General features: G+C 69.1%; 11 protein-coding genes and 1 tRNA gene. 7 read left to right on the top strand and 5 right to left on the bottom strand.

The genetic code is table 11. The features are described from left to right. Positions 1-81 precede the first annotated feature (81 nt). Positions 82-708: a ribonuclease D gene (locus QSG27_RS15020; protein WP_306707456.1), complete on the bottom strand. Its 627-nt coding sequence runs from the start codon at positions 706-708 to the stop codon at positions 82-84. Positions 709-833: 125 nt separating this feature from the next. Further along, positions 834-920, bottom strand: a tRNA-Leu gene (locus QSG27_RS15025). A 253-nt stretch (positions 921-1173) separates the two neighbouring features. Here QSG27_RS15025 and QSG27_RS15030 point away from each other — a divergent pair. Both QSG27_RS15030 and QSG27_RS15035 read left to right on the top strand, forming a co-directional pair. Continuing rightward, positions 1174-2163 (top strand): complex I NDUFA9 subunit family protein, encoded by a 990-nt coding sequence (locus QSG27_RS15030; RefSeq protein WP_306707458.1) that lies wholly within the window; start codon positions 1174-1176, stop codon positions 2161-2163. A gap of 203 nt (positions 2164-2366) precedes the next feature. Further along, positions 2367-3542: an MFS transporter gene (locus QSG27_RS15035; RefSeq protein ID WP_306707460.1), complete on the top strand. Its 1176-nt coding sequence runs from the start codon at positions 2367-2369 to the stop codon at positions 3540-3542. A 21-nt stretch (positions 3543-3563) separates the two neighbouring features. Here the strand turns inward: QSG27_RS15035 and QSG27_RS15040 are convergent, their stop codons facing one another. Then, positions 3564-4364, bottom strand: coding sequence for an undecaprenyl-diphosphate phosphatase (locus QSG27_RS15040; RefSeq protein WP_306707462.1), 801 nt, complete (start codon positions 4362-4364; stop codon positions 3564-3566). Between the two features lie 392 nt (positions 4365-4756). On the opposite strand from QSG27_RS15040, the gene QSG27_RS15045 reads away from it, so the two are divergent. The 5 genes from QSG27_RS15045 to QSG27_RS15065 all read left to right on the top strand — a co-directional run bounded on the left by QSG27_RS15045 (position 4757) and on the right by QSG27_RS15065 (position 12553). After that, positions 4757-6205 (top strand): NAD(P)-dependent oxidoreductase, encoded by a 1449-nt coding sequence (locus tag QSG27_RS15045; protein ID WP_306707465.1) that lies wholly within the window; start codon positions 4757-4759, stop codon positions 6203-6205. A 108-nt stretch (positions 6206-6313) separates the two neighbouring features. After that, the gene (gltB, locus tag QSG27_RS15050) at positions 6314-10861 is read left to right on the top strand and encodes a glutamate synthase large subunit (protein ID WP_306707467.1); all 4548 of its coding nucleotides are present in this window, start codon (positions 6314-6316) and stop codon (positions 10859-10861) included. Between the two features lie 200 nt (positions 10862-11061). Next, positions 11062-11520, top strand: coding sequence for a GNAT family N-acetyltransferase (locus QSG27_RS15055; protein WP_306707469.1), 459 nt, complete (start codon positions 11062-11064; stop codon positions 11518-11520). A 100-nt stretch (positions 11521-11620) separates the two neighbouring features. Next, positions 11621-12289, top strand: coding sequence for a glutathione S-transferase family protein (locus QSG27_RS15060; protein ID WP_306707471.1), 669 nt, complete (start codon positions 11621-11623; stop codon positions 12287-12289). Positions 12290-12382: 93 nt separating this feature from the next. Beyond that, on the top strand, positions 12383-12553 hold the full coding sequence (locus tag QSG27_RS15065; RefSeq protein ID WP_306707473.1) for a hypothetical protein: 171 nt from the start codon (positions 12383-12385) through the stop codon (positions 12551-12553). A gap of 70 nt (positions 12554-12623) precedes the next feature. Here QSG27_RS15065 and chrA read toward each other — a convergent pair whose 3' ends face one another. Beyond that, on the bottom strand, positions 12624-14015 hold the full coding sequence (gene chrA / locus QSG27_RS15070; RefSeq protein ID WP_306707475.1) for a chromate efflux transporter: 1392 nt from the start codon (positions 14013-14015) through the stop codon (positions 12624-12626). Positions 14016-14097: 82 nt separating this feature from the next. Continuing rightward, positions 14098-14583: ATP-binding protein (locus tag QSG27_RS15075; protein ID WP_306707476.1), on the bottom strand; the 486-nt coding region annotated here is incomplete at its 5' end.

A 14583-nucleotide genomic window follows, 5' to 3' on the forward strand; every position in this document is an offset into this window, starting at 1 on the left:
CCGCGCGGGCAGTATGCCCACCCGCGCGCGTCCGGTCAAATCAACGTCCGAAAGGTCCGGCCTATTCCACCGGCCCGGTTTTCAGTGCGACAGAATGTCCGGCTGCTCCCAACCGCCCAGATCCAGTTCCCCGCGGGCCGGCAGGAAGTCGAAGCAGGCCTTTGCGAGATGGCTCCGCCCCTCGCGCGCCAGCATGACGTCCAGCTTTTCCTTCAGGTCATGCAGGTGCAGCACGTCGGAGGCGGCGTACTTCATCTGCTCCGGCGTCAGTTCCGGCGCACCCCAGTCGGAGGACTGCTGCTGCTTGGACAGCTCGACCCCCAGCAGATCCTTCACCAGATCCTTCAGCCCGTGCTTGTCGGTGAAGGTGCGGACCAGCTTGGACGCGACCTTGGTGCAGTAGACCGGCTGGCAGACGACGCCCAGATAGGCCTGCATCACCGCCACGTCGAAACGGGCGAAGTGGAACAGCTTGGTGACTTCGGGGTCGGCCAGCAGGCGCCTCAGGTTCGGCGCGTCGTACCGGCCCTGGCGGAACTGGACCAGATGCACCGTGCCGTCGCCGGGGGAAAGCTGGACCAGGCACAGCCGGTCGCGGTGGGGGTTCAGCCCCATGGTCTCGGTGTCGATGGCGACGGCGCCGCCGCGGGCCAGGGATTTCAGGTCGAGACCGTCCGGCAGGTCGCCGTCATGAAGGTCGATGGGCATTGGGAGGCTTCCCGCTCAGGTGGACGGCCCCCGGCCACGGACCCCAGAAACGACGAACGCCGCTCTGCTACCTTTCCGTCCCCGCCGGGGGGAGGTCCGTAGCATGCGGCGCAGCCGGGTAGATATGGTGCCCAGGAGAAGACTCGAACTTCCACGACATTTCTGCCACAGGTACCTGAAACCTGCGCGTCTACCAATTCCGCCACCTGGGCTCGGTGTGGGCCGCTTATGTAGCCGTCTGGCGGATCCCCGTCAACAGCTTTTTTCACCGCCGGACGGAAACCGCCCCCAGGCGCGGAACCGGGCGCGAAATGGGCCGCGTGCGGCGCGTCAGGCCCTAGCCTCTTCGGGGAGGTTTCTATATAAGCAACCCCCGATCCGACCGCCGCAGCTCCGCTGGGCGGCGGTTCGGAGGAAAATACCGAAGCAAGGGTTTTGCGGGCCCAACGGCACGGGAGAAGGTCGATGTCCTATCGCTCTGAAGTGGTCACGGTGTTCGGCGGTTCGGGATTCGTCGGCCGCCATCTCATTCGCCGCCTCGCCAAGACCGGCGCCATCGTGCGCGTCGTGTCGCGCCATCCGAATCAGGCCAATTTCCTGAAGACCGCCGGCTCGGTCGGGCAGATCGTGCCGATGGCCGCCGACGTGAAGGACGACCGGTCCGTCGCCCGGGCCATCCAGGGCGCCGACACCGTCATCAACCTGATCGGCACGCTGTACGAGCGCGGGGCCTGGAGCTTCCAGACCGTGCACGTCGACGCCGCCGCGCGCATCGCCCGCATCGCCAAGGCCAGCGGCGTGCAGCGTCTGGTCCACGTCTCCGCCATCGGTGCCGACGCCAAGGCCCCCGCGGCCTACGCCAAGTCCAAGGCGGCGGGCGAGCAGGCCGTGCGGGACGCCTTCCCCGGCGCCACCATCATCCGTCCCAGCATCGTCTTCGGGCCGGAGGACGGCATCTTCAACAAGTTCGCGGCCATGGCGCAGGTCTCCCCGGCGCTGCCGCTGATCGGCGGGGCGACGCGGTTCCAGCCGGTCTATGTCGGCGATCTGGCCGACGCCATCGCCGCCGCCGCGACGCTGGACTCGGCGGTCGGCCGGACCTACGAGCTGGGCGGCCCGCGCGTCTACACCTTCAAGGAGCTGATGCAGCTCATGCTGCAGGAGATCCGCCGCAAGCGCCTGCTCGTCCCGGTTCCGTGGAGCGTGGCGGAGAAGCTGGGCGGCCTGCTGGAGAAGGTGCCGCCGATCGTCGCCCCGCCGCTGACCCGCGACCAGGTGGAGATGCTGAAGACCGACAACGTCGCCGCTCCGGGCGCCCTGGGCTTCAAGGATCTGGGCATCGCGCACCTGTCGAGCTGCGAGGTGGTGCTGCCGACCTACCTGTCGCGCTTCATCGTCGGGGGCAAGTCCAACACGCTGACCCGCAACGCCGGCAACCATTCCGGCGCGCACTGATCCAGCGCGCACTGCCCGAACCGGCCCGAAGGCCGCAGACGGAAGCCCCGGCCCGCCGCCGGGGCTTTCGCCGTTTCAGGGCCCGTCTTTTCCGGTTCCTGCCGCCCGGCGCAAGGGTGCCCTGCGGCGCGCGGCCTTGATTCCCGCGCGCCCCTGCCGCATCTGGCCCCTTCATCGGGGCAACGGGACGGGTGCGGGGAACCATGCAGGCCGCAACGCAGGATTTCACCATGCGGGAATATTCGGACCGCGCGCCGGGGGCGCGGCTGGCGTCCCTGGCGGCCTTCTTCGTCAACGGTTCCGTCTTCGGCGTCTGGGCCACCCAGATCCCGGCGATCAAGGATCATCTGGACCTCAGCCCCGGCGTGCTCGGCCTCGCCCTGCTGTGCCTCGCCGCCGGGGCGCTGACGGCGATGGTCGGCACCGGCGCGCTGCTGGGCCGCGTCGGCAGCGCCCCGGTGATCCGCGGCACCGCCCTGGCCTTCGCCGCGATCCTGCCGTTGCCGGCGCTGATGCCGGACCTGCCGTCGCTGTGCGCGGTGCTGTTCCTGTTCGGGGCGGCGGGCGGAACGATGGACGTGGCGATGAACGCCCACGGCGCGCTGGTGGAGCGGCATCTGGGGCGGCCCATCATGTCGTCGCTGCACGGCATGTGGAGCCTGGGCGGCCTGTTCGGCGCCGGGGCGGGCGGGCTGCTGCTGCAAATCCTGCCACCGCCGGTCCAGGCGTCCGTCCTCGCGGCGGCGCTGCTGGTGCTGTTCTTCGCTTTGCACCGCCGCTTCCTGCCCGGCGGGGCCGACCGGCGGGCGGAGCCGGCGGGCCTCGCCCTGCCCGACCGCGGCACGCTGCTGCTGGGCGCGCTGACCTTCCTGGCCTTCATGAGCGAGGGCGCGATCCTGGACTGGAGCGCCGTCTATCTGCGCGAGGATCTGGGCGGCGCGGCGTCCATCGCGGCGCTGGGCTTCGCCGTGTTTTCCGGGGCCATGGCGGTGGGCCGCTTCTGCGGCGACCGGCTGCGCCAGCGGTTCGGCGGGCCGGTGCTGGTCCGCGCCGGGGCCGTGCTGGCCTTCGCCGGGCTGGCGGTGGCGCTGACCGGGGGCGGGCCGGTGGTGGCGGTGGCCGGGTTCGGGCTGACCGGCATCGGCCTGTCGAACGTGGTGCCGGTTCTGTTCAGCGCCGCCGGCGCCAAATCGGAAGGCGACGCCGGCCCGGCCATCGCGGCGGTGGCGACGCTGGGCTATGCCGGGGTCCTGACCGGCCCGGCCCTTCTCGGCTTCGTGGCGGAGGCCAGCACGGTGGGCTTCTCCTTCGCCCTGGTCGCCGCGCTGGCGCTGGTCATCGCCGCGGCCTCCTCGCGCGCCGTGGCCCCGCAGGGCTGAGGCGCGCGGGAGAGCGGCGCCTTACAGATAGAGGAACGCCAGCATCCCCGACCCGATGGCGATGCGGTACCAGGCGAAGGGCGCGAAGCCGTAGCGCCCGACGAAATCCACCAGCACCTTGACCACCAGCGCCGCGGCGATGAAGGCGGTGACGAAGCCGACCGCGATCAGCGTCGCGGAGTCGATCGTCATCAGGCTCCAGTTCTTGTAGAGGTCGTAGACCGTGGCGCCGGCCATGGTGGGGATCGCCAGGAAGAAGGAGAATTCCGCGGCGGTCCGCCGGTCCACCCCCATCAGCAGCGAGCCGAGGATCGTCGCCCCCGACCGCGACACGCCCGGCACCAGCGCCAGGCACTGGCACAGCCCGATCTTCAGCGCGAGCGGCGCCGGAAAGCGCTCGATCTGGTGATAGCGCGGGACGGGCACCAGCCGCTCCGCCATCAGGATCGCCACGCCGCCCAGAATCAGCGCGACGCTGACCACCGTCGGGTTGAACAGCACCGCCTTGATGACGCCGTGCAGCGCGGCGCCCAGGATCATCGCCGGCAGGAAGGCCAGGATCACCGCGATGGCGAAATGGCGCGCCCCCGGATCGTCCTTCAGCCCGGTGACCACCTTCCACAGCCGGGCGAAATAGACCGTGCAGATGGCCAGGATCGCGCCGAGCTGGATCACCACCTCGAACACCTTGCCCGGCGGGCCTTCGAAGCCCAGCAGCGTGTCGAAAATGATCAGGTGGCCGGTGGACGAGACCGGCAGGAATTCGGTCAGCCCTTCGATCAGGCCGAGCAGAGCGGCGTCCAGATATTGGTCGATCAACATGCGGCGCGGGGCCTCTGGCAGGATTGCGGGTGGCAATGCCCGGCTTATAGCAGCGCAACATGGGGAAGGCGACGGCCCATGGGGCGATACCCCGAATTGGGAGATAGTCCCGGATCGGACCTAATTTTCTTGCTTGTTTTTCGGGCATCCCCGTCCTCTACGGAGGCGCCTGCGGCACCGAGTCACAGTTTGGTCAGCCATACTGCCCTAATGGCGAAAATGTGCTCGCGCATCGCCTTCTCTTGCGGTATATGACGTTCAGACCGCGTGTCCGCGGGCTTTCGTTTTCACTGCGGCCACGCCCCTTGGCATGCCCCACCGGCATGGAGAAGGGCCGCCCGGCCGCCGGCACCGTCCCCACGCACGGGACACGGGAAAAAGGAGCAGGCGTTATGGCGAACCAGAGGATGTTGGGCTTCGTGCACACCGCGCAGCGGATGCCCGACAAGCGCCCGGCCACGGAGCGCCGCCAGGATTTCGCCGAAATCTACGCCCGCTTCTCCGACGAGCGCGCGAACGAGCAGGCCAACCGCTGCTCCCAGTGCGGCGTCCCCTTCTGCCAGGTGCATTGCCCGGTCTCCAACAATATCCCCGACTGGCTGAAGCTGACCTCCGAAGGCCGGCTGGAGGAGGCGTACGAGGTCTCCCAGGCCACCAACAACTTCCCGGAGATCTGCGGCCGCATCTGCCCGCAGGACCGCCTGTGCGAAGGCAACTGCGTCATCGAGCAGTCCACCCACGGCGCCGTCACCATCGGGTCGGTGGAGAAGTACATCAACGACACCGCCTGGGATCAGGGGTGGGTGAAGCCGCGCAAGCCGGCGCGCGAACTCGGCCTGTCGGTCGGCATCATCGGCGCCGGCCCCGCCGGCCTCGCCGCCGCGGAGGAGCTGCGCGCCAAGGGCTACGAGGTGCATGTCTACGACCGCCACGACCGCATGGGCGGCCTGCTGGTCTACGGCATCCCGGGCTTCAAGCTGGAGAAGCCGGTGGTCGAGCGCCGCGTGCAGCTTCTGGCCGACGCCGGTGTGGTCTACCACCCGAACTTCGAGGTGGGCCGCGACGCCTCCCTGCCGGAACTGCGCCGCAGGCACGTCGCCGTTCTGGTCGCCACGGGCGTCTACAAGGCGCGCGACATCAAGGCGCCGGGCTCGGGCCTGGGCAACATCGTCGCGGCGCTGGAGTATCTGACCACCTCCAACAAGGTCAGCCTGGGCGACACGGTGGAGGCGTACGAGAACGGCTCCCTGAACGCCGCGGGCAAGCATGTGGTGGTTCTGGGCGGCGGCGACACCGCCATGGACTGCGTGCGCACCGCCATCCGCCAGGGTGCCACGTCGGTCAAGTGTCTGTACCGCCGCGACCGCAAGAACATGCCGGGCTCGCAGCGTGAAGTCGCCCACGCCGAGGAAGAGGGCGTGGAGTTCATCTGGCAGGCCGCCCCGGAAGGCTTCACCGGCGACAGCGTGGTGACCGGCGTGCGCGCCGTGCGCATCCATCTGGGCGTGGCCGACGCCACGGGCCGCCAGACCCCGCAGGTGATCGAGGGGTCGGAGTTCACGGTCCAGGCCGATCTGGTCATCAAGGCGCTCGGCTTCGAGCCGGAGGACCTGCCCGCCCTGTTCGGCGAGCCGGACCTGAAGGTCACGCGCTGGGGCACGCTGCTGGTCGATCACCGCAGCAAGATGACCAACCTGGACGGCGTGTTCGCCGCCGGCGACATCGTGCGCGGCGCCTCGCTGGTGGTGTGGGCCATCCGCGACGGGCGCGACGCGGCGGAGGGCATCCACGCCTACGCCACCGCGAAGGCCGACGCGCCGGTTGCCGTGGCGGCGGAATAAGCCAAACCAATCCATCGTTCCGCGGGTTCCAGGGGTCCGTTTCGGCCCCTGGCGGGGTGAAGGGGCGAAGTCCCCCCTTCAAAACAGACTGATTGAAAGGGTCCACCGATGACCACCGAGTTGAACCAGGGTGAGCAGTTCGTCGCCGAATACCGCGCCAACGCCGCGGCGCTGACCACTGCCAACGCCTACAACCCGGAGGATGAGCACGACGCCTGCGGCGTCGGCTTCATCGCCGCGATCGACGGCAAGCCCCGCCGTGCGGTGGTCGAGAAAGGCATCGAGGCGCTGAAGGCCGTCTGGCACCGCGGCGCCGTGGACGCCGACGGCAAGACGGGCGACGGTGCGGGCATCCACGTCGCCGTGCCGCAGAAGTTCTTCAAGGACCATGTGAAGGTCATCGGCCACCGCGCGCCCGACAACAAGCTGGCGGTCGGCCAGGTCTTCCTGCCGCGCATCAGCCTGGACGCGCAGGAAGCCTGCCGCTGCATCGTCGAGACCGAGATCCTGGCCTTCGGCTACTACATCTACGGCTGGCGCCAGGTGCCGATCAACGTCGACATCATCGGCGAGAAGGCCAACGCCACCCGTCCGGAGATCGAGCAGATCATCGTCGGCAACAACAAGGGCGTGTCCGACGAGCAGTTCGAGCTGGACCTCTACATCATCCGCCGCCGCATCGAGAAGGCGGTCCGGGCCGAGCAGATCAACGACTTCTACATCTGTTCGCTGTCCGCCCGCTCGATCATCTACAAGGGCATGTTCCTGGCGGAGCAGCTGACCACCTTCTATCCGGACCTGCTGGACGAGCGGTTCGAATCCGACTTCGCCATCTACCACCAGCGCTATTCGACCAACACCTTCCCGACCTGGCCGCTGGCCCAGCCCTTCCGCATGCTCGCCCACAACGGCGAGATCAACACGGTGAAGGGCAACGTCAACTGGATGAAGGCGCACGAGACCCGGATGGAGCATCCGGCCTTCGGCACCCACATGCAGGACCTGAAGCCGGTGATCGGCGTCGGCCTGTCGGACAGCGGCTCGCTCGACACCGTGTTCGAGGTGATGGTCCGCGCCGGCCGCAACGCCCCGATGGTCAAGATGATGCTGGTGCCGCAGGCGCTGACCAGCTCGCAGACCACGCCGGACAACCACAAGGCGCTGATCCAGTACTGCAACTCCGTCATGGAGCCGTGGGACGGCCCGGCGGCGCTGGCCATGACCGACGGCCGCTGGGTCGTCGGCGGCATGGACCGCAACGGCCTGCGCCCGATGCGCTACACCATCACGGCGGACGGCCTGATCATCGGCGGGTCCGAGACGGGCATGGTGAAGGTCGACGAGACCCAGGTGATCGAGAAGGGCCGCCTCGGCCCGGGCGAGATGATCGCCGTCGATCTCCAGGCCGGCAAGCTGTACCGCGACACCGAGCTGAAGGACCATCTGGCCGCCCAGAAGCCGTGGGGCAAGTGGGTGCAGAACACCACCCACCTGGACGAGCTGGTCAAGTCCGCCTCGCTGAAGGGCGAGCCGTCGGACATGGACAAGGCCGAGCTGCGCCGCCGCCAGCAGGCCTTCGGCCTGACCATGGAAGACATGGAGCTGATCCTGCATCCGATGGTGGAGGACGGGAAGGAGGCCATCGGCTCGATGGGCGACGACAGCCCCATCGCCGTGCTGTCCGACAAGTACCGCGGCCTGCACCACTTCTTCCGCCAGAACTTCTCCCAGGTCACCAACCCGCCCATCGACTCGCTCCGTGAGCGCCGGGTGATGAGCCTGAAGACGCGGCTCGGCAACCTCGGCAACATCCTGGACGAGGACGAGACGCAGACCCGCCTGCTCCAGCTCGAATCGCCGGTGCTGACGACCGCCGAATTCCGCGCCATGCGCGATTACATGGGCGACACGGCGGCGGAGATCGACGCCACCTTCCCGGTGGACGGCGGCCCCGACGCGCTGCGCGACGCGCTGCGCCGCATCCGCCAGGAGGCGGAGGACGCCGTGCGCGGCGGCGCCAACCACGTCATCCTGACCGACGAGGCGATGGGACCGGCCCGCGCCGCCATCCCGGCGATCCTCGCCACGGGTGCCGTGCACACGCACCTGATCCGCTCCAACCTGCGCACCTTCACCTCGCTGAACGTGCGCACGGCGGAGGGCCTGGACGTCCATTACTTCGCCGTGCTGATCGGCGTCGGCGCCACCACGGTCAACGCCTATCTGGCGCAGGAGGCCATCGCCGAGCGTCACCGCCGCGGCCTGTTCGGCTCCATGCCGCTGGAAAAGGGCATGGCCAACTACAAGAAGGCCATCGACGACGGCCTGCTGAAGATCATGTCCAAGATGGGCATCTCGGTCATCAGCAGCTACCGCGGCGGCGGCAACTTCGAGGCCATCGGCCTGTCCCGCGCGCTGGTCGCCGAGCATTTCCCGGCAATGGTCAGCCGCATTTCCGGCATCGGCCTGAACGGCATCCAGAAGAAGGTGCTGGAGCAGCACGCCACCGCCTACGACGCGGAGGTCGTGGCCCTGCCGGTCGGCGGCTTCTACCGCTTCCGCAAGTCGGGCGACCGCCACGGCTGGGAAGGCGGCGTGATCCACACGCTGCAGCAGGCGGTGACCAACGACAGCTACACCACCTTCAAGAAGTACAGCGAGCAGGTGAACAAGCGCCCGCCCATGCAGCTCCGCGACCTGCTGGAGCTGCGCTCCACCAAGGCCCCGGTGCCGGTGGACGAGGTGGAGAGCATCACCGCGATCCGCAAGCGCTTCATCACCCCCGGCATGTCCATGGGCGCCCTCTCTCCGGAGGCCCACGGCACGCTGAACGTCGCCATGAACCGCATCGGCGCCAAGTCCGACTCGGGTGAGGGCGGCGAGGACCCGGCGCGCTTCCGCCCGGACAAGAACGGCGACAACTGGAACTCCGCCATCAAGCAGGTGGCCTCGGGCCGCTTCGGCGTCACCGCCGAGTATCTGAACCAGTGCCGCGAGCTGGAGATCAAGGTCGCCCAGGGCGCCAAGCCCGGCGAGGGCGGCCAGCTCCCCGGCTTCAAGGTGACGGAGATGATCGCGCGGCTGCGTCACTCGACGCCGGGCGTGATGCTCATCAGCCCGCCGCCGCACCACGACATCTACTCGATCGAGGATCTGGCCCAGCTCATCTACGACCTGAAGCAGATCAATCCGGATGCGAAAGTGACGGTGAAGCTGGTCAGCCGTTCCGGCATCGGAACGATTGCCGCGGGCGTGGCGAAGGCCAACGCCGACATCATCCTGATCTCCGGCAACAGCGGCGGCACGGGCGCTTCCCCGCAGACCTCGATCAAGTTCGCCGGCCTGCCCTGGGAGATGGGCCTGTCGGAGGTGCATCAGGTCCTGACGCTGAACCGCCTGCGCCACCGCGTGCGGCTGCGCACCGACGGCGGTCTGAAGACGGGCCGCGACATCGTGATCGCCGCCATGCTGGGTGCGGAGGAGTTCGGCATCGGCACGGCCAGCCTGATCGCCATGGGCTGCATCATGGTGCGCCAGTGCCACAGCAACACCTGCCCGGTCGGCGTCTGCGTGCAGGACGACAAGCTGCGCCAGAAGTTCGTCGGCACGCCGGAGAAGGTGGTCAACCTCTTCACCTTCCTGGCCGAGGAAGTGCGCGAGATCCTGGCGGGCCTCGGCTTCCGCTCGCTGAACGAGGTGATCGGCCGCACCGACCTGCTCCATCAGGTCAGCCGCGGCGCGGAGCATCTCGACGACCTCGACCTGAACCCGCTGCTGGCCCAGGTCGATCCCGGCGAGAACGCGCGCTACTGCACGCTCCAGGGCCGCAACGAGGTTCCGGACACGCTGGACGCGCGCATCGTCGCCGACGCCCGCCCGCTGTTCGAGGAGGGCGAGAAGATGCAGCTCGCCTACAACGCCCGCAACACGCAGCGCGCCATCGGCACGCGGCTGTCCTCGATGGTGACGCGCAAGTTCGGCATGTTCGGGCTGCAGCCCGGCCACATCACCATCCGCCTGCGCGGCACCGCCGGCCAGTCGCTGGGCGCCTTCGCGGTGCAGGGCATCAAGCTGGAGGTGATGGGCGACGCGAACGACTATGTGGGCAAGGGCCTGTCCGGCGGCACCATCGTGGTCCGCCCGACGACCTCCAGCCCGCTGGAGACCAACAAGAACACGATCATCGGCAACACGGTCCTCTACGGCGCGACGGCGGGCAAGCTGTTCGCCGCGGGCCAGGCCGGCGAGCGGTTCGCCGTCCGCAACTCCGGCGCGACGGTGGTGGTCGAGGGCTGCGGCTCCAACGGCTGCGAGTACATGACGGGCGGCACGGCGGTCATCCTGGGCCGCGTCGGCGACAACTTCGCCGCCGGCATGACGGGCGGCATGGCCTATGTCTACGACCTGGACGACAGCCTGCCGCTGCACATCAACGACGAGAGCGTGATCTTCCAGCGCATCGAGGTCGGCCATTACGAAAGCCAGCTCAAGCACCTGATCGAGGAGCATGTGGCGGAGACGCAGAGCCGCTTCGCCGCCGAGATCCTGAACGACTGGGCGCGTGAGGTGACCAAGTTCTGGCAGGTGGTTCCGAAGGAGATGCTGAACCGCCTGGAAGTGCCGGTCCATCTGCCGAAGGCGATCTCGGCGGAATAAAACCAAAGACGTAATGCCCAGCTGGATTGCGTGTCTGGGGATTGCGCGTATGCGAACGGCGGCCCGGTCCAACCGGGCCGCCGTTTTCACGCCGACTGTTGCATGGGCGTCCTTTCCAGAGCGCGGGTCTCGGAATAATCTGGCGTGGAACGGGTTGTTAGGACCGCCTGAGGGCATCCGCAACCACACGGGAGGGCGTCATGCCGGCAGAGGACGGCCCGCGCATCAGCATTCGCTTCGCCACGGCGGACGACGGGCCGCGTTGCGCCGACATCTTCCTGCACGGGCGCCGCAACGCCTTCTCCTGGCAACCCGAGGACCGGTTCGGCCTGGACGACTATTACGACTGCGTGGACGGGGAAGAGGTGCTGGTGGCGGAGGCCGGCGCCGGGCTGGTGGTCGGCTTCCTGTCCGTCGATGTGGCGGACCGTTTCATCCACAACCTGTTCATCGACCCGCTGTGGCGCGGGCGGGGCATCGGCAGCGCGCTTCTGCGCGAGGCGCTGGCGCTGCTGCACGGCTCCGCGGAACTGGCCTGCGCGTCGCGCAACGCGGCGGCCCGCGCCTTCTACGAGCACAACGGCTGGACCCCCGTCCCCGCCGCCGATCCGGAGGGCGACGCGGAACCCCTGGTGGTCTACCGCAAATCCGCCCTTTGACAGTCCCCGGCAAGGCTAATCCATCAGCCGAAGGAGCGGCGTCACAGGCCAAAGCGCAGACTGTTTTCCGTGTCTCCCTTACGCTACAGTCCGGCCCGGCATGCGGACACTCCATCACCATCCCCTCCATCCCTTGTCCCGCGTCGCGCGGGTGATGCTGGCCGAGAAGGGTCTTCCCTTCGACGCGGTCATCGAGAAGCCGTGGGAACGGCGCGAGGAATTCCTGATGCTGAATCCCGCCGGCGAACCGCCGGTGCTGGTGGAGGAGGACGGAACCGTCGTGGCCGGCGGGCTTGCGCTGCTGGAATATCTGGAGGAAGCCTATCCCGACGTGGCCCTGATGCCGCGCGAGGTGGCGGCCCGCGCCGAGGTGCGGCGGGTGGTCGATTGGTTCACCCGGACGTTCGACCGCGAGGTGACGGAGAATCTGGTCGGCGAGAAGCTGATCAAGCGGCTGTCCGGCCAGGGCCACCCCTACGCCCCGGCAATCCGGGCCGGGCTGGCGAACGTCCAGTACCACATGGAATACATCGCCTTCCTGTCGGAACGCCGCCCCTGGCTGGCCGGCCCCACCTTCACCGTGGCCGACATCGCGGCGGCGGCGGCGCTGTCCTGCGTCGATTACGTGGACAACGTGCCGTGGGACAAGGTGCCGGAGGCCAAGGACTGGTACGCCCGCATCAAGTCGCGCCCCAGCTTCCGCAGCCTGCTGGCCGACAGCGTTCCCGGCTGTCCGCCGCCCCGCCATTACGCCGACCTGGATTTCTGACCCGCCCCGGATTTCCGACCCGACAAGGGATGGAACCCAGCCCGTGCCGGCCTGTTTCGCTTTGACGGCAAAACGGCATAGGAGGATCGGGGCATGGCCCAACACGATTACGTGCGTCACACGCTCGATTGCCTGGAGGAGGCGCAAGCGGCCCTGCGGCTTGCCCAACGCAAGGGCCAGATCGCGGCGGAGGACGAGGACCAGTTGTCCCGCCGCCTCGACACGATCACCGAACGCATCGTCCAGGTGCAGGAGATGCACTGAGACCGGCCCGGGCCGCGTCGCCCCTGGCGCGGCCTGCGGCGACACGCCGCCGCCTTACGCCACCCCCGCCCTACACCACCCCCGTCAGGCGCAGCGCCACGCCGGCCAGCGCGCAGGCCCCCAGGGTGGGCAGCATCCCCGCCTTGAAACGGAACACCGCCAGCACCGCCGCCGCGGTCAGCGCCAGGGCGGGCAGGTTGACGCTGGCCGGGACGGGAAGGTCCAGCGCCATCCCGGCGAAGCCCACCGGCTGCACTTGCGCGAACAGCGTGTGCAGGGCGAACCACAGCGCCAGATTCAGGATCACGCCCACCACCGCCGCGGTGATCGCCGACAGCGCGGCGCCGAGCATCCGGTTGCCGCGCAGCGCCTCCACATAGGGCGCGCCGAGGAAGATCCACAGGAAGCAGGGCACGAAGGTGACCCAGGTGGTCAGCAGGCCGCCCAGCACCCCGGCCAGCAATGGCGGCAGCGCCCCCGGATCACGGAACGCCCCCAGGAAGCCGACGAACTGCACCACCATGATCAGCGGCCCCGGCGTCGTTTCGGCCATGCCCAGCCCGTCCAGCATCTCGCCGGGCTGAAGCCAGCCGTAGGTTTCCACCGCCTGCTGCGCCACATAGGCCAGCACGGCGTAGGCCCCGCCGAAGGTCACCACCGCCATTTTGGAGAAGAAAACGGCGATGCCGCTGAAGGCGTTGTCCGGCCCCAGCGTCACCAGCAGCGCCAGCACCGGCCCCAGCCACAGGGCGAGGCAGACCGCCCCGACCCGCAGCGACCAGCCGGGCGAGGGGCGCGCGTGGTCGGGCATCGCGTCGCCCAGCAGGCTGTCCCGGTGAGCGGACGCCCCTGAACCGCCCGGCGCCGTCCGGAAGGCGGAAAAGCCCAGCCATGCCCCGGCCAGCCCGATCAGCGCGGCGGTCAGGACGATCAGCGGAAAGGGAATGCCGAAGGCGAAGATCGCCACGAAGGCCGCCGCCGACAGGGCCGCCAGCACCCCGTTCTTCAGCGTGCGCCGCCCGACCCGGACGACCGCCTCCAGCACGACGGCAAGCACCGCCGCCTTCAGCCCGAAGAACAACCCCTGCACCGGCCCGGTGTTGCCGAGCGTCGCGTAGAGAATGCTGAGCGCCATGATCGACAGCGCCCCCGGCAGAACGAACAGGATGCCGGCGATCAGCCCGCCCGCCGTCCGGTGCATCAGCCAGCCGATGTAGACGGCCAGCTGCTGCGCCTCCGGCCCCGGCAGAAGCATGCAGTAGTTCAGGGCGTGGAGGAACCGCTCCTCCCCGATCCACTTCCGCTCGTCCACCACCACGCGGTGCATCATGGCGATCTGGCCCGCCGGCCCGCCGAAGCTCAGCGCCGCGATCCGCGCCCAGACCCGCACCGCCTCCCACAGGCTCACCCCATGGCCGGTGGTGTCCAGACCGGCGCTGTCGGCGCTGTCCGCCCGGGTCATGCATCGTCTCCAAGGGCCGGCAAAAGGGGCACCATTGAGACCACAACGGACGGTCCGCCGCCAGCGCGGAGATGTGACGGAATTATTGAACCGTTCCGGACGGCATCGCCGCCGGCAGCACCAGCTCCACCCGCAAGCCGCCGAGCGGCGAGTCGCCCAGCCGCAGGTCGCCGCCGTAGAGCCGCGCCACGTCGCGCACCACGGCGAGGCCGAGGCCGCTGCCCGGCGTGCTTTCGTCCAGCCGCAGGCCGGGGGCCGGAACCGCGTCGCGCCGGTCGGCGGGCAGGCCCGGCCCGTCGTCCTCCACCGCCACCGCCAGCATTCCGCCCGCCTCCAGCCGCGACGAGACCTCCACCCGCGAGTTTGCCCATTTGCAGGCGTTGTCCAGCAGGTTGCCCAGCATCTCGTCCAGATCCTCGCGCTCCCCGGCGAAGACATGCTCGCGCGGGACACGGACGGTGATGGCCACCCTTCCGCCGCCCTGGAGTTTCTCCATCACCCGCGCCAGCGCCCCGGCGCTGTCGGCCACCGGGGTGGCGACGCCGGGCAGGCCGCGGGCGGCGGCGGC

The sequence above is a fragment of the Azospirillum isscasi genome, from assembly GCF_030849505.1.
Lineage (GTDB): Bacteria > Pseudomonadota > Alphaproteobacteria > Azospirillales > Azospirillaceae > Azospirillum > Azospirillum isscasi.